The 19,524-nt window shown below is 56.2% G+C and carries 12 protein-coding genes, 2 tRNA genes and 3 rRNA genes; 4 read left to right on the top strand and 13 right to left on the bottom strand.

The window, feature by feature from the left end:
- Positions 1-38 precede the first annotated feature (38 nt).
- Complete coding sequence (locus AC1D11_RS19220; RefSeq protein WP_477649920.1) at positions 39-992, bottom strand: DMT family transporter; 954 nt, start codon at positions 990-992, stop codon at positions 39-41.
- 473 nt (positions 993-1,465) lie between these two features.
- On the opposite strand from AC1D11_RS19220, the gene AC1D11_RS19225 reads away from it, so the two are divergent.
- On the top strand, positions 1,466-2,239 hold the full coding sequence (locus AC1D11_RS19225; protein WP_477651369.1) for a hypothetical protein: 774 nt from the start codon (positions 1,466-1,468) through the stop codon (positions 2,237-2,239).
- A gap of 21 nt (positions 2,240-2,260) precedes the next feature.
- Here AC1D11_RS19225 and AC1D11_RS19230 read toward each other — a convergent pair whose 3' ends face one another.
- The 5 genes from AC1D11_RS19230 to AC1D11_RS19250 all read right to left on the bottom strand — a co-directional run bounded on the left by AC1D11_RS19230 (position 2,261) and on the right by AC1D11_RS19250 (position 6,884).
- A complete protein-coding gene (locus AC1D11_RS19230) occupies positions 2,261-2,866 on the bottom strand; it encodes a Crp/Fnr family transcriptional regulator (protein WP_477651479.1) in 606 nt (201 codons plus the stop codon).
- Positions 2,867-2,965: 99 nt separating this feature from the next.
- Positions 2,966-3,535 carry a helix-turn-helix transcriptional regulator gene (locus AC1D11_RS19235; RefSeq protein WP_477651368.1) on the bottom strand — a complete coding sequence of 190 codons (570 nt, stop codon included), beginning with the start codon at positions 3,533-3,535 and terminating at the stop codon, positions 2,966-2,968.
- Between the two features lie 257 nt (positions 3,536-3,792).
- Positions 3,793-4,701 carry an esterase/lipase family protein gene (locus AC1D11_RS19240; RefSeq protein ID WP_477649924.1) on the bottom strand — a complete coding sequence of 303 codons (909 nt, stop codon included), beginning with the start codon at positions 4,699-4,701 and terminating at the stop codon, positions 3,793-3,795.
- Between the two features lie 34 nt (positions 4,702-4,735).
- Positions 4,736-6,361 carry a GMC family oxidoreductase N-terminal domain-containing protein gene (locus AC1D11_RS19245; protein ID WP_477649925.1) on the bottom strand — a complete coding sequence of 542 codons (1,626 nt, stop codon included), beginning with the start codon at positions 6,359-6,361 and terminating at the stop codon, positions 4,736-4,738.
- A 16-nt stretch (positions 6,362-6,377) separates the two neighbouring features.
- The gene (locus tag AC1D11_RS19250; protein ID WP_477649926.1) at positions 6,378-6,884 is read right to left on the bottom strand and encodes a hypothetical protein; all 507 of its coding nucleotides are present in this window, start codon (positions 6,882-6,884) and stop codon (positions 6,378-6,380) included.
- Between AC1D11_RS19250 and AC1D11_RS19255 the strand changes: the two genes are divergently transcribed.
- The 3 genes from AC1D11_RS19255 (at position 6,862) to AC1D11_RS19265 (ending at position 10,400) form a co-directional block, all read left to right on the top strand.
- A complete protein-coding gene (locus AC1D11_RS19255) occupies positions 6,862-7,692 on the top strand; it encodes a DUF8198 family protein (protein ID WP_477651367.1) in 831 nt (276 codons plus the stop codon). The two genes, AC1D11_RS19250 and AC1D11_RS19255, sit on opposite strands and share 23 nt — an antisense overlap.
- 75 nt (positions 7,693-7,767) lie before the next feature.
- The gene (locus AC1D11_RS19260; RefSeq protein WP_477649928.1) at positions 7,768-9,453 is read left to right on the top strand and encodes an AMP-binding protein; all 1,686 of its coding nucleotides are present in this window, start codon (positions 7,768-7,770) and stop codon (positions 9,451-9,453) included.
- Between the two features lie 26 nt (positions 9,454-9,479).
- Positions 9,480-10,400, top strand: coding sequence for an MBL fold metallo-hydrolase (locus tag AC1D11_RS19265; RefSeq protein WP_477651480.1), 921 nt, complete (start codon positions 9,480-9,482; stop codon positions 10,398-10,400).
- 220 nt (positions 10,401-10,620) lie between these two features.
- Here the strand turns inward: AC1D11_RS19265 and rrf are convergent.
- From rrf to AC1D11_RS19300, 7 genes are all read right to left on the bottom strand, one after another.
- Positions 10,621-10,733, bottom strand: a 5S ribosomal RNA gene (gene rrf, locus AC1D11_RS19270).
- A 143-nt stretch (positions 10,734-10,876) separates the two neighbouring features.
- Positions 10,877-13,756, bottom strand: a 23S ribosomal RNA gene (locus tag AC1D11_RS19275).
- 314 nt (positions 13,757-14,070) lie between these two features.
- Positions 14,071-14,146: transfer RNA gene (locus AC1D11_RS19280), tRNA-Ala, on the bottom strand.
- 17 nt (positions 14,147-14,163) lie between these two features.
- Positions 14,164-14,240 (bottom strand) — tRNA-Ile (locus tag AC1D11_RS19285).
- A gap of 112 nt (positions 14,241-14,352) precedes the next feature.
- Positions 14,353-15,881, bottom strand: a 16S ribosomal RNA gene (locus tag AC1D11_RS19290).
- Together the 16S, 23S and 5S rRNA genes with 2 tRNA genes alongside form the textbook arrangement of a ribosomal RNA operon.
- A 649-nt stretch (positions 15,882-16,530) precedes the next feature.
- A complete protein-coding gene (locus AC1D11_RS19295; RefSeq protein ID WP_477647034.1) occupies positions 16,531-18,840 on the bottom strand; it encodes a xanthine dehydrogenase family protein molybdopterin-binding subunit in 2,310 nt (769 codons plus the stop codon).
- The gene (locus tag AC1D11_RS19300; RefSeq protein WP_477647035.1) at positions 18,837-19,313 is read right to left on the bottom strand and encodes a (2Fe-2S)-binding protein; all 477 of its coding nucleotides are present in this window, start codon (positions 19,311-19,313) and stop codon (positions 18,837-18,839) included. The genes AC1D11_RS19295 and AC1D11_RS19300 overlap by 4 nt, the downstream gene beginning before the upstream one ends.
- Positions 19,314-19,524: the final 211 nt, after the last annotated feature.

The following is a 19,524-nucleotide window of genomic DNA, read 5'->3' on the forward strand; positions in this document are numbered from 1 at the left end:
TGGGCCACTTGCCAGCGGGTGAGTGCCATCAACGCCTATCAGCTCGGGACCTGGATCGTGCCAAGTCGGCGTGCCTTGGTCTGTGCGCCATAGAGGACTCCGGCCGTAATCAGCGCGACCGCTGCCGTCTCTAGTAAGGTGATGCTATCGCCCGCAATCATTCGGCCAAATACCAGCCCAAGCGCGGGCACGCTTGCGCACATGATGGTGAAGCGTTGGCTACCAACGCGGACCATCACATAGGCATTTATGGCCATCATGGCTCCGCCGACGATGATGCCTTGATAAATAGTTTGCAGCACAAGCTCTTTGACCGGGGCGACGAAAATTTTCAATTCAGCCGTGTGAGCAAACAAAAAATAGGGGAGCGCAACCACAGCCGAATAGAAACTGATAAGCGCAACACACTGCATCGGTGAAAGTTTGTGCTTGCTGATGTACACCAGGTAAATCGCCCCAAGTGCCGAGCCACACAGAAAGAAAAAATCTCCAACCAGGGCTTTAGGGTTAAATACCGCGTTGCTCGCGCTGACCAGTAACACCGCTACTCCGCCAAAGATGAACCCCAGCCCTATCGACTGCACCCGCGTAAGCTGATTTCGGTAAAACAGCCAGCCCCATAGTGCTACCCATATCGGCATTACGCCGGGGCCCAATGCCGACAAGTGGCTGGCAGGCGCATATTGCAGACCAACAATGGAGGTGATGTGGCCACCCAATCCCCGCAGAAGCGCCAAGGCAAAACCAACCTTTAGCAGCTGTCGCGGAATGTCAGCCCATTGAAACCACAGATAGGGCACCCAGATCAAGCCTCCAATCACGCAACGCAAAAAGACCAGATCGTAAGGAGTTAGGGTGGTGGTTACCGTCAGGCGCGTCACTGCGGGCGCGGTGGACAGCAGCAAAATGGGCACCAACATGACGGCATAAGTCAACGCTGGCCTCGTATCCACTGTGCCGTAATCAGACGATGTTTGCTGGGGCGCTGTCATGGCAAAAAATCATTGGCGCACGAGGTGCCCAGCGTAAATGGTGGCGAATTGCGCGAGTGTATCTGAGCGAGACCGCGCCCGCAACGCCTGGGAATTCGCCCTAAATCACCTTGGCCATCTCGCACCATATCTGCTACGCTTCGACGACCAACTATCCGGTTGGATACTTCTTTGGAGAGATAGATGCACAAAACGCAAAGTTCATTGGTACCTCTAACAGTTCGCACGTCAGGAACTCAAACCCACTTGCAGCGACTAGGCGCAGGCCGCCAGCAACGTATCGAGACTGGCGATGGTGGGTTCGCTCCTGCCGTCAACGCGCACTTGCGAAAACTCGCGACCGCGTCAGCGCAACGTATCGAGACTGGCGACGGTGGGTACGCCCCTGCGATTTCGCGGCACCTGCGCAAATAATTGCACTCACCACACCGGTTAACAGTCCGGTGTGGCGCCCCTTTTTTTAGTACCAACGGATGACGCCTCAAGAACAACCCACGCTTAGTTTTTACCGTATGTACCCGGGAGCGATATCGCCGCTTCGCGCGGATAAAGCAGCGTTGGGAACGATGCCAACCATGGCGTTCCGACACTGTGAGCCCATGCGCACGGCCTCTGCATTTGGTTGGTATGTGTTTCCACCAGAAGACATTTTGTTGAAATGGAACGGAGCAGATGTGTTTGTCTGGGTTGAGCGGGATTGGCTCCCATTCGATGAGATGCATCTCCCGGGTCTTACAGAGCTGTGGGATTCCAAAGCCCCGGCTGCGCTGATGGGCCTAGCCCCGCCTTATCTGCGGCTCTTGCCGATGAAAGGTATGGTGCAAATCTGGTCTGGCCTGTTGTGCAGCGCTAAGCCCGGTTGGAGCGCACTGATTCGACCCCCAGTTAACCTGCCAGGCAGCCAACTGTACAGTTGCTACGAAGGGTTAATAGAAGTTGACCAGTTCAAACCTGTCCAATTGTTTGTAAACATTCAGCTCATCTCGACGGACGTACCCATTCGCATTCCGAAGCACACCCCACTGTTCCAAGTTCAGCCCATGTTGCGAGCAACCTATGGCGAGGAAGCGCACCAAGCGAACGAAGTCAATGGCTTGGGGTCTACGTCAGATGCCGTATCTGATATGACTGAAGAAGACTGGATCGGCTACCGCAACACCATTCGTGTTCAGGTGCGCGATGAAGCACCAGAGACGGGGCGCTACGCTGCCAGCACTCGCAAACGCACGAAACATGAAGATGCTTAAGAACCTGAGCGTGCCCCGTGTTTACCAGCGGTTGGGCAGTTTCTTGAGCAGCGTGATGCGCTTGGTGCCCATCTCGATGTAGCCGCCCTTTTCCAGATCCTTGAGCAGGCGGCTGACCATTTCGCGAGACGCGCCCACCCGGCTGGCGATTTCCTGGTGGGTGATGGATTCCAGCGTTACCCCGGTGGCGGAATCACCGGTCTGTACGTCATTGGGCTCTTCCAGCACGGCAATCAAACGCCCATAAACATCGAGCAGTGCCATGTTGCGCGCCGCTTCTGTAGCGGCACGTGCCCTGCGAATCACCTGAACCACGAGATTGATCGCGAATCCTGGCTCATCACCCAAGTGTTCGCTCACATCTGTACGGCTGAGCACTGCACAGGTGCAAGGTTCAAGGGTAATGACCGAGGCCGACCGGGGTCCGCCATCCAGCGACATTTCCCCAAAATAGTCACCCGAATGAATCCTGCCGTAGGTAATTTCCCGGCCACTTTCGTCCATGGCGAACACCTTGACACTCCCCTTGAGCAGAACAAACAGGTTGTCGCCGATTTCCCCTTCATTGATCACCACGGCTTTTTTCGGGTAAGTTCGCACCAGGCCTCGCAGGGCGAGCGTGCGCAATTCGGGAATCAAATGGGCATACAGCCCCTCATCGGAAGGTGTTGGTGAACTCATGATCACCCGTAATCTAGCACGTCGCCGGGACGTACGGGGCAACTATCAGTGGATTTGTCCGAGCGGCAGGGGTGCAATGGGCGGCAAAATGGCCACACGATTGACCAGTTCACGAACGCCGCTGGAGGCGGTCTTGGCGCAAAGGCTGCGCACATGACTGCGCACAGTGGAAACCGCAACCTTCATCTGGAGGGCGATTTCCGGCGTGCTCAGGCAGCGACACAAGAAAACCAGCACCTGCTCCTCCGTATGCGTGAGCCCGTGACTGCGGGCAAAGGAGCCAAAAACACCCGACTCGCTCACGCCCACGCGTGACAAAAAGAGGGCAATGCGCTCACAGGGGATGCCCGCGTGGCGATGCAATGGCACTACGGCCAGGGTAAAGTCCACGCCGTCGGCCACCAGCCTGATCAGGCTGCGTTTTCCGGCCACCGCTTTACCCATGGCAATCTGGAAGGCCTTGGCATCTGCCTGCATGATGACCTTCAACTCTCCCCTATCCACCCCCAGAACAACGGAACGCTCAAGTTCGCGTCGCGCGATTTGATTCGCGTGCAGAATCCGCCCTTGGGCGCTGACAACGAACACTCCGTGCGCCAGCTCATCGACCAGCAAGGCCAGCAGCGCAGGCGTGGAATCTGACTCGGGTTCCCGCAGAGGCGGCAACGGTCGGCCAGCCTCTAACAGGCTGGTGTTTGGCATTGCATAGAGTGTCAAGGGCTTGCTCCATCCTACAAATAGATGAGCATAAAAAGCCCGGCTCAATGTAGATAGTGAATATGCCGGATCATTTTTGTGAGAAATTCACATCGACAGTCCCGGTGCCAGCCGGGAAGGCTTAAGGGCTGACGGCAAGCGCCGATTACGCCGGGTCAAGCCGGATCACTGTCCAGCATGGCCAGTGTAGCGTTCATGACGACCGGCAAAAAAGCCATCTGCACATGGGCCGCGCCGCGAACCAGACGATTGTCGGCACCGGGCAAGGTGGCCGTGGAGGTCGGAAACACGATGTTGTCGCAGTTGGAGTACCAGCAGGTAAACAGCGTATGCCGGTGGGCCGGCATCTCATGGTCCAGCTGGGCCTGCCAATCGGACAACAAGCGCATCTGGCGACCATTGTGGCCATGCCCAAAGCGGGCCAGCCAGGTTCCGCGGTGCGGTGTGCCGATGGTGACGACATGATGCACCCGGGCTTCGGCCTTCATGCGCTTGAGCCAGGCCCTGGCGGCCAACCCGCCCATGCTGTGGCATACCAGCAAGGGGGCAAGGCCGGTGGCCAGGGTGACCTGCACCACTGCGTCGTCAATTTGGGGGGCGTAGTCGTCTATGGAACCGAACAGGGGCTCGAGGTTGACAGCGACAAAGGCGCGCCCGCTGCCTCGAACCCGCTTGAGCCAGGGGGTCCACAGGCCACGATTGCAGAAAAACCCATGCACAAACACCACGCCGCGGCGACCTTGGGCTGTCTCGGCGGGCAGGATCCTGTCCGGGACCGCATTGGAGCGAAAGGGCTGTCGCCAACAGAACACGCGGGGAGCCGTCAATGTCTCACCCAGCCATGCGCGCAGAAGTTCTGTCCAGGTGGGCTGGGGTGCTGGATCTGCCTTGTTGATGTACCGAAGGAGTAAAAACTCAAGCGCGAGGAAACCGGTGTACCCCATGGCAATCAGCAGAAAGCCGGTGACGGCCAACGCGGGAGAGCCGCTGCGGAACCAGAACAGCCAGCCGAAAGCCGCGGCGACCAAGGTCAGGGTGATGAATCTTTGCAGTTGAGCCAGCATGAATGAATCGGCGCGAGATCAAACCCGCAGTATCTCAGGCCAGTGTGACATCCTTGCCCGACAGTTTTTTGGCGAGACCTTGCGCCAGGCGATTCACGGCGCCGTAGATGGACAGTTGCGGGTTGGCGCCAATGCTGGTGGGGAAAAGCGAGCCGTCGTGAATCGAGAGATTTTCGAGTTGCCAGTGCACGCCGTCGGGCCGGGTAACGCCCTGCCGTTCAGCGCCCGCAAGGCTGCAGCCGCCCATGACATGGGCGCTCACCACCCGCGTGAGCATCGGTTTCATGGGCAAGGCACTGACCGCATCACGCGCCTCGGCCCAGGAGGTATAAGGCCTGGCCATTTCGTGCAGCGGCAAAACCTGTTTGGCGCCCGCTGCAAACTGGATTTCCATCATTGACAGCAGAGCCCTGCGCCCGCCCTCCATAACGTAGTCCGTCAGCGGATAGTCCAGCACAGCGGAGTTGTCACTGCGCAGCTTCACCTGACCGCCTGGCGACTCGTCATGAAAGCCGTCACGCAGCAAAGCCAGCAGCGTGTGGTTGTAGGGGAAGGATTTGAGCAGGTCGTGCTGACCCTGGCCAAAGCCCGGGACTGTCGACGCAAAGATGATCGGGTGCAGAGGTGGGGCTTCCAGCTTGTAGCCAATCGGTCCGTCAATCGCCTGGGTTTCCAGGAAATGGTCAGAGTAGATGGTTTGCGGCGCACCGTTCCAGGCCTCCACCTTCTGGTCAAACACACTGGAGGACATCACGACCGGGTGCAGGAATGTCCGGGCGCCCAGCACGCCGTGCGGGTCGGGGGCCTGGGAGCGTAGCAGGACGGCCGGCGAGTTGATGGCACCGCCGGCCAGCACATAGTGTTTTGCTCTTATTTTGATAGCTGGTTGCGCCCGTCTTGATTGGGCTGGAGCCCCATTTGGCTCTACACCCCGGCATATCAGCGAGGTGACCCTGCCATTGGCCAGCTCAAGGCTTTCTGCGCGGGTTTCGGTGAGCAGTTGCGCTCCACGGTCGAGCGCGGCAGGAATGGTGGTGACCAGCATGGACTGCTTGGCATTGGTGGGGCAACCCAATCCGCACGAGCCCAGGTTCCAGCAACCCTTGACGTTGCGGGAGATGGCCGAAGCGGGAATGCCCAGTTTGGCCGCGCCTCTGCGCAACAAGTCGTTGTTCTCGTTCGGCGGCACCAGCCAGGGCGTGATGTTCAGTCGCTGCTCCGCCTGGGCGAAATAGGGTGCGAGCGCTTCCACGGTGTAGTCACCCAGGCCAAACCTGTCCTGCCAGAATTGAAGCGTGGAAGCGGGTGTGCGGAAAGAGCTGGTCCAGTTCACCGTGGTGGAGCCACCCACGCAGCGCCCCTGCAGGATGTTGATGGCTTTGTCCTCCGTTTTGCGGGCGGCGCTTTCCTGGTAGAGCGAAGGATAAGCTTCCGACTCTTTCTGGTTGAAATCCGAGCTGCTTTTAAGCGGGCCTTCTTCAACGATCACCACCTGCAAGCCGGCCTTGGCCAGCAGCTCGGCCGTGATTCCAGCGCCGGCTCCGCTGCCGATGATGGCGACGTCACAGGTGATTTTTTCAGGCACCGGGCCGAGCGCACCGCCCATGACTTTCCAGCCGCGCGCAATACCTTCGCGGATCGGATCTTTCAATTGACTCATGCTGCTTTCGGTGTCTTCAGATTTTGACGGGGCCGGGATAGCCCAACATTGGCCAGCTGGACGGCTCGGAAAAATAGGCGCCGGCCGTGATGTCGTGCAGGGCGGCGTACGCCTGTTGGCGCAGCGTAAGGCTTGACAGGCGCATATCCTGAAGCGCCTGCTGGATTTCTGCAACAGAGGCTTCGGGCCAAGGCCGGCTCAAACGGGCCAGCGCATGCCGGCCGGCAGCACTGGCCAGCAACGCCAGCAGTTGGGACAACTCCGCCTGCGCATAAGGCGGAAGGGATTGAACCAGGATGTCGATCCGGCTGAGCAAGCCCTGCAACGCAATCTCGCGTGGGCCGGCGTCTGCAGGCAGCGTCGTATCCAGAACGGCGCGGCCCACGGCGGAAAAAATCTCACTCCCCGAGTGAGTCAAGACTCCCCCGGTCAGGCCAGGCTGCAGCAAAGCAGCAGCGCCGCCGGCGACAACCAGCACGGCCGCCGACGCGGCACCGAGCTTGAGAAGCGTTCTTCTTTGCATCCGGGAAGTTTCTCATGCGCATTTAGGTTTCTATAGGGGGCCGTACCTAGATAAACTCCGGGTTTGTATGGACGCATCCGCACAACAAATTCATCACGCACTGCAGACCGTTGCGCAGCTTCGGCAGCAGCACGCGGCAGACCCGCCGCTGGCCAGGGCCAGTGCGGAGGTCAAGCGCTTTCAGGCGCGCCGGTTTCAGGCCACTTACTTGGACCTGCTGCACAGCCCGCGGTACAAAATTGCGGCCACCTTCTTCCTGCAGGAGCTGTACAGCGACAAAGACTATGCCGAACGCGACCAGCAGTTTGCGCGTATCGCGAGCACCATCGCCAAACTTTTCCCGCAACCTGTTGTCAGCACGGCTGCTGCGCTGGCGGAAGTGCACGCGTTGACGGAAAAACTTGACGACCTGATGGCGCGGGAATGGCTGGCGGACACTGCGGCCATCCCGGAAAGCGGCGACTGCGGGAGATACATCCGGTGTTGGCGGCGGGTCGGGGATGTAGCCGCACGCACCCGGCAACTTGAAGTTGTCCTGCACCTTGGGGACGAACTCAATCGCCTGACGCGGACGTTCGGCCTTCGTACGCTGCTCAAGATGATGAGGGGGCCGGCCGCCGCAGCGGGGTTGAACTCCCTGCAGCACTTTCTGGAAACCGGCTTTGATGCCTTTGCCAATATGCGTGGGGCCGACGAGTTCCTTCGCTTGATCAAGGACCGCGAGACGGCCTGGATTCATACCCTGTTCGCGGACGATGCTGTCACCTGCGAGACCAGATTGAGCCATTTGCTGGCTGCCGGACCGTAATGCCACGCCGGCATTAGGACAAGCCCCATACGGATTCCACGGCGCGGCTTTCACAATGGGCCGCAAGGAGTGTGTATGAACAAGCATTGGCTCAAAAGTTATCCCGCAGGCGTCTCATACGAGATCGACACCGAGCAGTTCCGCTCGTTGAATCATCTGCTGGAAGACTCGTTCAAGAAGAATGCGGCCAAGCCATTTTCGGTTTGCATGGATCGCTGGATGACGTACGGACAGCTCGATGAGCTGTCGTCGGCTTTGGGTGCCTGGCTGCAGGGCCTGGGTCTTCAGAGCGGGGATCGGGTGGCAATCATGCTGCCCAATGTTCCGCAGTTTGCAGTCACCATGGCGGCCATCCTGCGGGCAGGCTATACCTGCGTCAACGTCAACCCGCTGTACACCGCCCGAGAACTGGAGCACCAGTTACGCGACTCCGGAGCCACTACCATCGTCATTCTGGAGAACTTCGCGGCCACACTGGCCGAAGTGATTGAGCGCACACCGGTGAAGAATGTCGTCATGGCGTCCATGGGTGATTTGCTGGGCTTCTGGTATGGCCAATGGATCACCTTCGCAGTCCGCCATCTGGCCAAGCTGGTGCCTGCCTACAAATTGCCGCTTGCAAACGGGCGCACCGTGACAGCCTTCAATCGCGCAATTACCGAAGGTAGCCGCCTGCCCCTCAGGCCTGCGCAGACCACACTGGATTCAATTGCCTTTTTGCAATACACCGGCGGCACAACCGGATTGTCAAAAGGCGCCGTACTCACGCATCGCAATATCGTTGCGGCCATTCTTCAGGCCGAAGAATGGTTCACGCCGGCTCTAAAGCGGATAGGCGATGTCAGCAAGACAAACAATATCGCCGCTTTGCCGCTGTATCACATCTTCGCGCTCACGCTATGCCTGCTCTCGATTCGTTGGGGAGCTCATCTGACACTCATTCCCAATCCGCGCGACTTCGGTAAATTCATTGAAGTGCTCAAAAAGCGTCCGTTTCATATGTTGCCGGCAGTCAATACGCTTTTTAACGCGCTGCTTCAGCACCCTCAGTTCAAGACGGTGGATTTCTCGGCCCTTTGCGTTTCGCAAGCGGGCGGCATGGCCGCGTCCGAAGGTACGGCGAAACACTGGTTACAGGTCACAGGTTGCCCCATGATTGAAGGTTGGGGCATGAGCGAGACTTGCGCCATCGGTACCAACAATCCGGTGACGAACAAGGAGTTCACCGGCACCATCGGACTGCCGTTGCCCAGCATCGAAATCGCCATCAAGGATGACGAGGGCCTGTCGCTCGCACTTGGTGAATCCGGCGAGATCTGTATCAAGGGTCCGCAAGTCATGACGGGCTATTACCAGCAGCCCGAAGAGAACAAAAAGGCGTTCACCTCCGATGGCTTCATGCGCACCGGTGATATTGGCATCATGGACGAGCGCGGCTACACCAAAATCATCGATCGCAAGAAGGACATGATCATTGTTTCGGGATTCAATGTGTTCCCCAATGAACTTGAGAACGTCATTTCCCTGTGCCCCGGTGTTGTTGAGTGCGCGGCCATCGGCATTGCCGACGAAAAGCAGGGTGAAGCTATCAAGGTTTTTGTGGTGAAAAATGACCCTACACTGACCGAAGACGACGTGAGCGCCTATTGCAAACAGCACCTTACTGGGTACAAACGACCCAAATACATTGAATTTCGCGATGACTTGCCCAAAACCAACGTTGGAAAAATCCTCAGGCGTGAACTGCGAACGGCGGCCTGAAGCGCTGCAGGGCTGGGTAGCTTCTGATGGCCAAGCCTGATTTACCCCCAGGGATGCAGGTTTTTGAGCGCGGCTGGCTCTCTGCAAACAATATTCTTTTCACCGGCGGTGAAAAAACCTTGCTGGTTGACAGTGGTTATTGCACGCACGCACCGCAAACGCTGTCGTTGATCGAGTCCGTCCTTGGGTCCCGCCCTCTCGATATTCTCGTCAACACGCACCTGCACAGCGATCACTGCGGCGGCAATGCTGCTTTGCAGGCGCGTTACCCCGATTTGCATACCCTTATTCCTCCTGGCCATGCGCAACAAGTATCAGACTGGGATCCTGTGGCGCTGACTTATTTTCCGACCGGTCAGCTGTGCCCACGGTTCACCTTCACTGATGCGATGAAGCCAGGAGGTTCCATGCGGTTCGGGTCCGAGATGTGGCAGATTCATGCGGCGCCTGGGCATGACCCGCATTCGCTGATTTTTTTCCACCCCTATAGTCGTGTACTTATTTCAGCCGATGCTTTGTGGGAAAACGGCTTCGGCGTGGTGTTTCCCGAGCTGGAAGGTACCAATGCATTCACGGAGGTCGCCGCGACCTTGGACGTAATTGAGCAGTTGAACCCCAAAACTGTCATTCCAGGACACGGCCGTGTCTTTGCGTATACGCCCGAAACGCTAGCGCGAGCACGTCAGCGGTTGAATTCATTTGTCGGTAATCCGCCCAAGCATGCGCATCATGCTGCCAAGGTTCTGCTGAAGTTCAAATTACTCGAAATTCAACGCCAGGATTTCGACGACTTTGCAAAATGGGCCTTGGAAACACCTTATTTCATGCAGATCAAAGCCAAATTTTTCGCGGACACTCCTGCCCGCTCGTGGATTGAGCAATTGAGCAACGACCTGGTGACCGCCGGCGTGGCCAACAGAGACGGTACGCATATCGTGAATACCTGAATCACTGCGAGCCAGCCACTTTTGACACCTTGCTATTTCTCCAAAGCCGCTTTCTCCTCTGGCGAGCTTGGCGCGCCCGGTTTAAGCACTTGGCGCAAATGCAAAAAACCCACATGAATTCATATGGGTTTTTTAGATTTTGCAGCTTGGTCAATAACCAGACGCACAAAAGAAAACGCCCGGTTGATCAAAAATCAACCGGGCGTTCCTTGCTGTAAGAGCCTGACGATGTCCTACTTTCACACGGGAATCCGCACTATCATCGGCGCTAAGTCGTTTCACTGTCCTGTTCGGGATGGGAAGGAGTGGTACCAACTTGCTATGGTCATCAGGCATAACTTGTTGACAGATTGTCCAAAGAACAATCCATCGAATTCATAGAGTAAATCAGCTTGTATTTAGATTCGCACAGCTGCTGAGCCGTGCTTTTTGAATGCGTCAACTTGGCATAACAACTTCGAATTAATCAAAGTTATAGGGTCAAGCCGCACGAGCAATTAGTATCAGTTAGCTTAACGCATTACTGCGCTTCCACACCTGACCTATCAACGTCCTGGTCTTGAACGACTCTTTAGGGGGCTCAAGGCCCCGGCAGATCTAATCTTGAAACGAGTTTCCCGCTTAGATGCTTTCAGCGGTTATCTCTTCCGAACTTAGCTACTCGGCAATGCCACTGGCGTGACAACCGATACACCAGAGGTTCGTCCACTCCGGTCCTCTCGTACTAGGAGCAGGCTTCCTCAAATCTGCAGCGCCCACGGAAGATAGGGACCAAACTGTCTCACGACGTTTTAAACCCAGCTCACGTACCTCTTTAAATGGCGAACAGCCATACCCTTGGGACCGGCTACAGCCCCAGGATGAGATGAGCCGACATCGAGGTGCCAAACACCGCCGTCGATATGAACTCTTGGGCGGTATCAGCCTGTTATCCCCAGAGTACCTTTTATCCGTTGAGCGATGGCCCTTCCATACAGAACCACCGGATCACTATGTCCTGCTTTCGCATCTGCTCGACTTGTCAGTCTCGCAGTTAAGCACGCTTATGCCATTGCACTATTATCACGATGTCCGACCGTAACTAGCGTACCTTCGAACTCCTCCGTTACACTTTGGGAGGAGACCGCCCCAGTCAAACTGCCTACCATGCACTGTCCCCGATCCAGATAATGGACCTAGGTTAGAACCTCAAACACACCAGGGTGGTATTTCAACGTTGGCTCCATGCGATCTAGCGACCACACTTCAAAGCCTCCCACCTATCCTACACAGATCTGTTCAAAGTCCAATACAAAGCTACAGTAAAGGTTCATGGGGTCTTTCCGTCTTTCCGCGGGGAGATTGCATCATCACAAACATTTCAACTTCGCTGAGTCTCAGGAGGAGACAGTGTGGCCATCATTACGCCATTCGTGCAGGTCGGAACTTACCCGACAAGGAATTTCGCTACCTTAGGACCGTTATAGTTACGGCCGCCGTTTACTGGGACTTCAATCAAGAGCTTGCACCCCATCATTTAATCTTCCAGCACCGGGCAGGCGTCACACCCTATACGTCGACTTTCGTCTTAGCAGAGTGCTGTGTTTTTAATAAACAGTTGCAGCCACCGATTTTTTGCAGCCTCATTGGGCTCCCCAAGTAAATGGTTCACCTACTAAAGGCACACCTTCTTCCGAAGTTACGGTGTCAATTTGCCGAGTTCCTTCTCCTGAGTTCTCTCAAGCGCCTTAGAATACTCATCTCGCGCACCAGTGTCGGTTTGCGGTACGGTCGTGTGTAGCTGAAGCTTAGTGGCTTTTCCTGGAAGCAGGGTATCACTCACTTCGTCTGCAAGCAGACTCGTTATCACCCCTCATCTAAGCCCGGCGGATTTACCTACCAGGCACGACTACAGGCTTGAACCAACATATCCAACAGTTGGCTGAGTTAACCTTCTCCGTCCCCACATCGCACTACACATCGGTACAGGAATATTGACCTGTTTCCCATCAGCTACGCATCTCTGCCTCGCCTTAGGGGCCGACTCACTCTACGCCGATGAACGTTGCGTAGAAAACCTTGCGCTTACGGCGAGGGGGCTTTTCACCCCCTTTAACGCTACTCATGTCAGCATTCGCACTTCTGATACCTCCAGCAGGGTTTACACCACCACCTTCACAGGCTTACAGAACGCTCTCCTACCACTTGCAATAAATTGCAAATCCGCAGCTTCGGTAACTGGCTTAGCCCCGTTACATCTTCCGCGCAGGACGACTCGATCAGTGAGCTATTACGCTTTCTTTAAATGATGGCTGCTTCTAAGCCAACATCCTGACTGTTATAGCCTTCCCACTTCGTTTCCCACTTAGCCAATTTTAGGGACCTTAGCTGGCGGTCTGGGTTGTTTCCCTCTTGAGTCCGGACGTTAGCACCCGGTGCTCTGTCTCCCAAGCTGTACTCATCGGTATTCGGAGTTTGCATTGGTTTGGTAAGTCGCCATGACCCCCTAGCCAAAACAGTGCTCTACCCCCGATGGTAATACTTGAGGCACTACCTAAATAGTTTTCGGAGAGAACCAGCTATTTCCAAGTTTGTTTAGCCTTTCACCCCTATCCACAGCTCATCCGCTAGTTTTGCAACACTAGTCGGTTCGGACCTCCAGTGCGTGTTACCGCACCTTCATCCTGGCCATGGATAGCTCACTTGGTTTCGGGTCTACACCCAGCGACTGATCGCCCTATTCGGACTCGATTTCTCTACGGCTACCCTATTCGGTTAACCTTGCCACTGAATGTAAGTCGCTGACCCATTATACAAAAGGTACGCAGTCACCCCTTACGAGGCTCCTACTTTTTGTAAGCACACGGTTTCAGGATCTATTTCACTCCCCTCCCGGGGTTCTTTTCGCCTTTCCCTCACGGTACTAGTTCACTATCGGTCAATGATGAGTATTTAGCCTTGGAGGATGGTCCCCCCATATTCAGACAGGATTTCTCGTGTCCCGCCCTACTTTTCGTTAGCTCAGTACCACAAGTCTCTTTTTACATACGGGGCTATCACCCGCTATGGCCAACCTTTCCAGGCTGTTCTGCTAAGAGTCTTGCTATCACTAACAGGCTTCTCCGATTTCGCTCGCCACTACTTTCGGAATCTCGGTTGATGTATTTTCCTCGAGCTACTGAGATGTTTCAGTTCACCCGGTTCGCCTCGCATACCTATGTATTCAGTATGCGATACCCCGAAGGGTGGGTTTCCCCATTCAGAAATCTCCGGATCAAAGCTAATTTGCCAGCTCCCCGAAGCTTATCGCAGGCTATCACGTCTTTCGTCGCCTATCATTGCCAAGGCATCCACCATGTGCTCTTATTCACTTGACCCTATAACTTTGATTTCTCAAGCTATCTTCAAGGAATGATGTTTGGTCTTTCACCAAACGCGTTATGCCGTATCTTTCAATTCGATTTAATTTGCATTAAGCCGAAATTAAAAGTTTATTTTGACGCAATCAAAAATCTCTAAATTGTTGCTAGCGGCACGGTCTGCACTAAACCTTTACGAATGTGCAGTTTCCGCTAGCAACGCTGATTTAACTCTATGAATTTTTAAAGAACAGCCAATAATTGAAATGAATCAATTAACACAAAGCATCCTCAAAGAAGATGCTTTGCATTAATCAAATACGCTAGATAAGTGGTGGAGGATGACGGGATCGAACCGACGACCCCCTGCTTGCAAAGCAGGTGCTCTCCCAGCTGAGCTAATCCCCCAGAATTCAAACCTGATTTGGTGGGTCTGGTTGGGCTCGAACCAACGACCCCCGCCTTATCAAGACGGTGCTCTAACCAGCTGAGCTACAGACCCTCAAATTCAGCAATAGAACTGAAGGTAGCACCAATTAGATTGATGACCAATGCTGTTGTTTAAGACAACAGCCGATAAGAATGGGCGTAAGAATTTGATTGCATATTTCCAGAAAGGAGGTGATCCAGCCGCACCTTCCGATACGGCTACCTTGTTACGACTTCACCCCAGTCACGAACCCTGCCGTGGTAATCGCCCTCCTTGCGGTTAGGCTAACTACTTCTGGCAGAACCCGCTCCCATGGTGTGACGGGCGGTGTGTACAAGACCCGGGAACGTATTCACCGCGACATTCTGATCCGCGATTACTAGCGATTCCGACTTCACGTAGTCGAGTTGCAGACTACGATCCGGACTACGACTGGTTTTATGGGATTAGCTCCCCCTCGCGGGTTGGCAACCCTCTGTACCAGCCATTGTATGACGTGTGTAGCCCTACCTATAAGGGCCATGAGGACTTGACGTCATCCCCACCTTCCTCCGGTTTGTCACCGGCAGTCTCATTAGAGTGCCCAACTAAATGTAGCAACTAATGACAAGGGTTGCGCTCGTTGCGGGACTTAACCCAACATCTCACGACACGAGCTGACGACAGCCATGCAGCACCTGTGTTACGGTTCTCTTTCGAGCACTAAGCCATCTCTGGCGAATTCCGTACATGTCAAAGGTAGGTAAGGTTYTTCGCGTTGCATCGAATTAAACCACATSMTCCACCGCTTGTGCGGGYCCCCGTCAATTCCTTTGAGTTTCAACCTTGCGRCCGTACTCCCCAGGCGGTCAACTTCACGCGTTAGCTTCGTTACTGAGTACTAATGCACCCAACAACCAGTTGACATCGTTTAGGGCGTGGACTACCAGGGTATCTAATCCTGTTTGCTCCCCACGCTTTCGTGCATGAGCGTCAGTACAGGTCCAGGGGATTGCCTTCGCCATCGGTGTTCCTCCGCATATCTACGCATTTCACTGCTACACGCGGAATTCCATCCCCCTCTACCGTACTCTAGCTATACAGTCACAGATGCAATTCCCAGGTTGAGCCCGGGGATTTCACAACTGTCTTATATAACCGCCTGCGCACGCTTTACGCCCAGTAATTCCGATTAACGCTCGCACCCTACGTATTACCGCGGCTGCTGGCACGTAGTTAGCCGGTGCTTATTCTTACGGTACCGTCATTAGCCCTCTTTATTAGAAAGAGCCGTTTCGTTCCGTACAAAAGCAGTTTACAACCCGAAGGCCTTCTTCCTGCACGCGGCATTGCTGGATCAGGCTTTCGCCCATTGTCMAAAATTCCCCACTGCTGCCTCCCGTAGGAGTCTGGGCCGTGTCTCAGTCCCAGTGTGGCTGGTCGTTCTCTCAAACCAGCTACAGATCGTCGGCTTGGTGAGCTTTTACCTCACCAACAACCTAATCTGATATCAGCCGCTCCAATCGCGCGAGGTCTTGCGATCCCCCGCTTTCATCCTTAGATCGTATGCGGTATTAGCGTAAATTTCTCTACGTTATCCCCCACGATTGGGCACGTTCCGATATATTACTCACCCGTTCGCCACTCTCGAGTATTGCTACTCTACCGTTCGACTTGCATGTGTAAGGCATGCCGCCAGCGTTCAATCTGAGCCAGGATCAAACTCTATAGTTTAATCACTGCAATAATTTTCAACTCCCCGCATTTGACTGCGGGAAGAAACTCATAAAAACGGAATTGATGAGAAATCTTGACGATTTCACATTTTCTATCTCTATGAGCGTTTAAGGTCAGAAGACCTGGTTACAAGTAACCTGGCAATCGCCTTCAAACGCCCATACTTATCGGCTGTAAATTTTTAATGATCCTGACTACTTGCTCAGCGCATTTAGCACCTTGCTTTTGTCGTCTCGCTGCAATCAGCTGAGCCTCGAATTATATACCGGTTTTTAATTCCCAGTCAACCCGAGGGTTATTTGCCATTCTCGCTTGACAAACTCCATTCAGAGAATTTCGCTTGTCTTGCTGTGATCAGCAGAGCCTCAAATTATATACCGGTTTTTGATCACCAGTCAAACTTTTTTGACTCTTTTTTCTGCCGCCTGACCGTTTGGCGATCAGCACTTTCGTTTTCAGCAGAGCCTTGAATTCTATACCGGTTTTTGAGTCCCGGTCAACTTTTCAAGATCTTTTTTCTACTGAACTTTTCGCTTTCGCGGTAGCTGCAAATCCCGAAGAATTTGTTCGCTGTGTTCAGCACAGCCATCGACTATAGCACGGTTGTTTTGCGCTTTTCAAGCACGGCTTAAAAAACTTTCTCAACTTACGCGTTGTTCACCATAAGAGGCAGCGAGCGCAAGCGCTTTCCTGTCAATGCATAGAGGGCATTTCCCAATGCAGGCGCCAATGGCGGAACACCTGGTTCGCCTGCGCCACCAGGTGTCCTGTCGCTGGGGACAATATGAGTCTGCACAACGGGCGCCTGCGCCATTCCCACCATGGCGTACTGGGGGAAATTCTTCTGGCGCACGACACCTTCTTCTATATCTATGCGGCCATACAGCGCTGCGGTCAGCGCAAAGATAACGCTCCCCTCCATTTGCTGTGCCACGATGCCCGGGTTCACAACCGTACCGCAATCCACAGCACACACCACGCGGTGAACGCGCGGCATGCCATTGAGCAATGACACCTCCACGACCTGCGCCACGATGGATCCAAATGATTCATGCAGGGCGATACCGCGGGCCCGACCCTCGGGCAGCGCACTGCCCCAGCCAGCCTTGAGTGCAGCCAGTTCCAGCACAGCCAGATGCCGGGGCGCTTCGTCCAGTAGAGAACGCCGGAAAGCGAGAGGATCCCGTCCAGTCGCCCAGGCCAGCTCATCCAGGAAGCTTTCTGAAAAGAACGCGTTATGCGAATGTCCCACCGAACGCCAGTAGCCCACAGGTACGCCCGAGCGCGTGGCAACATGCGACATGGACTGGCTGGCAAAGCCGTAAGGCAGATCGAACAAACCTTCCGCCGCACTCTTGTCGGGGGTATCGAAAGGCCCGGACAGGGCCGGCAGGTTGCGTTCTAGCCATCTAGGCGTAATGGCGTCGCCGGCAGACTTGATGGACAGGCAGCTGACGTCGCCCTTTTCGTCCAGGGAGGCCCTCAGCCTGGCTACCTGCATGGGCCGGTAAAAATCGTGCGTAGTGTCTTCTTCGCGCGACCAGATCAGTTGCACAGGCCGGCCACCACACTCCACGGCAATGCGCACCGCCTGCGCCACACAGTCGACCTCCAGCCGGCGGCCAAAGCCGCCGCCCAGCAAGGTGACAGTGACATGGACATCTTCCTGAGCCACCCCAGCCACCCGTGCGGCAACGGCCACAGCCATCTGCGGCACCTGGGTGGGCGCCCAGAGCCATACCTTGCCGCCCATGACTTGCGCGGTGCAGTTCATGGGCTCAAGCGTGGCGTGGGCCAGGTAGGGCGCACGATAAAGTGCCTCGATTTTCCGCACAGCGGACGCCTCGGCCTTGCCGGCATCGCCTTTTTCATAAAAGACATGGCCTTCTTCGCGTGCCAGAGCGGTTTCCAGCGATTGTTCAATCGCGCGGGTGTCCAGCGCGCCAGCGGGTCGCTGCTGCCATTCGACCGGCACCATCAAGGCCGCCTGCTGGGCCTGCCACCAGGCTTTACCCACCACGGCAAAGCCGGCAGTAGAACCCGCATAGGCCGGCAGCCGCACCAGGCGCTCCACGCCAGGCAAGGCCAGCGCCGTATTGACCTGGATCGCACCCGCTGAACCGCCCAGCATGGGACAAAGCCGGATCGCCGCATACACCATGCCCGGCAACCGGACATCGAGGCCAAAAACGGCCGTGCCGTTGACCTTGGCAGGTAAATCCAGGCGCTGGGCACCCCGCCCTATCAGTTTCCAGTCCCCGCGGCTTTTGAGTGTCACGTCACCCGGCGGAGTCGCTGCGGCAAATTTCGCCAGTTCACCGTAGTGGGATGAGGGACCTGAAGGGTGCGAAATCACGCCATTTCTGACGCTGAGCTCGTCCACAGGAAGCTTCCAGTCCAGTGAGGCCGCCCCCAGCAGGGATGCCCGGGCCGTGGCAGCGGCCAGCCGCACCACGTCCCAGGCATCCGCCAGGCTTGAGGAGCCCCCTGTCGCGTTGATGCCGAGCTCACGGGCAACCTTGCCCGTCATCCACTCGCCGATCCTGACCGGGGTGGGGCGAACCCTGGGGGCGCCTTCCTTGGCAAAGTCATCGACGTCCAGTGGATGAAAAGGCAGGCTGCCCACCAGCATCGCGACATTACCGTAAATGGCGTCGGATCCCGCCTGCGCCACGGTCACCCGCTGCAGCGGCACATCAAGCTCTTCGGCCACCAGCATGGCCAGCGCCGTGTGCACGCCCTGGCCCATCTCGCTGCGCGGCATGGCCAGCACCACGCCGCCGTCCGGCCGGATCTTGATCCAGCCATTGAACACCGCGCCATCAAGCTCGGGAATGCTCGCAGGCCAGGGTTTGGCCGGGCTGCCCAGCCGGGAGCGCGCCGGCAACAGGCTCCAGCCCACCAGCAATGCGCCCGCCGCACCGGTTGCACTGAGCAGCCAGGCTCTTCTTTTCATGTCCGGGCCTTCTGCAGGACGCCTGGCGCCATGCCGGCCGCGCGCTTGATGGCCACCCGGATCCGCTGGTAAGTGCCGCAGCGGCAGATATTGGTCATGGCGGCATCGATGTCCGCATCTGTCGGCTTGGGGATTTTGTCGAGCAGGGCGGCGGCCGCCATCAACATGCCCGACTGGCAATAGCCGCATTGGGGCACCTGCTCGGCAATCCAGGCGGCCTGCAGGGCGTGAGGCTTGTCCGGAGCACCCAGCGCTTCAATGGTCTGAATGCGCTTGCCCACCACGGCGGACACCGGGACGACGCAGGACCGCACCGCTTCGCCGTCCACCCGCACCGTGCAGGCGCCACACGCGGCCACGCCGCATCCGAACTTGGTGCCCGTCATGTTCAGCACGTCGCGCAGCAGCCAGAGCAAGGGCATGCCGGGGTCGGCGTCGGCCTGAATGGCCCGGCCATTGATTTGCAGTTCCAAGGTCCCTCCTTCAGCGATCGAATCGCCGGAACGGACGACTATATCGGCGAGGCTTGGCAAGCGATAGGGCGCAGATGCGACACCGGCCACTCACGTAGTAACTTGTATTTAAGGGATGGCACTCAGGGGGCATCATGTGGCCAAGGCGGGCCTGCAGGGCCGATCAAGAGCCCATATAGAAACCGCGTCGCGGCAGGGGCGGATAATCTGC

The sequence above is a fragment of the Polaromonas sp. P1_E11 genome (assembly GCF_056405995.1).

Bases quoted from the DNA above. Each gene is read 5' to 3' on its own strand.
- AC1D11_RS19220 (WP_477649920.1), bottom strand. From the start codon at position 992: ATGACAGCGCCCCAGCAAACATCGTCTGATTACGGCACAGTGGATACG.
- AC1D11_RS19225 (WP_477651369.1), top strand. From the start codon at position 1,466: ATGACGCCTCAAGAACAACCCACGCTTAGTTTTTACCGTATGTACCCG.
- AC1D11_RS19240 (WP_477649924.1), bottom strand. From the start codon at position 4,701: ATGCTGGCTCAACTGCAAAGATTCATCACCCTGACCTTGGTCGCCGCG.
- AC1D11_RS19245 (WP_477649925.1), bottom strand. From the start codon at position 6,361: ATGAGTCAATTGAAAGATCCGATCCGCGAAGGTATTGCGCGCGGCTGG.
- AC1D11_RS19250 (WP_477649926.1), bottom strand. From the start codon at position 6,884: ATGCAAAGAAGAACGCTTCTCAAGCTCGGTGCCGCGTCGGCGGCCGTG.
- AC1D11_RS19260 (WP_477649928.1), top strand. From the start codon at position 7,768: ATGAACAAGCATTGGCTCAAAAGTTATCCCGCAGGCGTCTCATACGAG.
- AC1D11_RS19265 (WP_477651480.1), top strand. From the start codon at position 9,480: ATGGCCAAGCCTGATTTACCCCCAGGGATGCAGGTTTTTGAGCGCGGC.
- AC1D11_RS19295 (WP_477647034.1), bottom strand. From the start codon at position 18,840: ATGAAAAGAAGAGCCTGGCTGCTCAGTGCAACCGGTGCGGCGGGCGCA.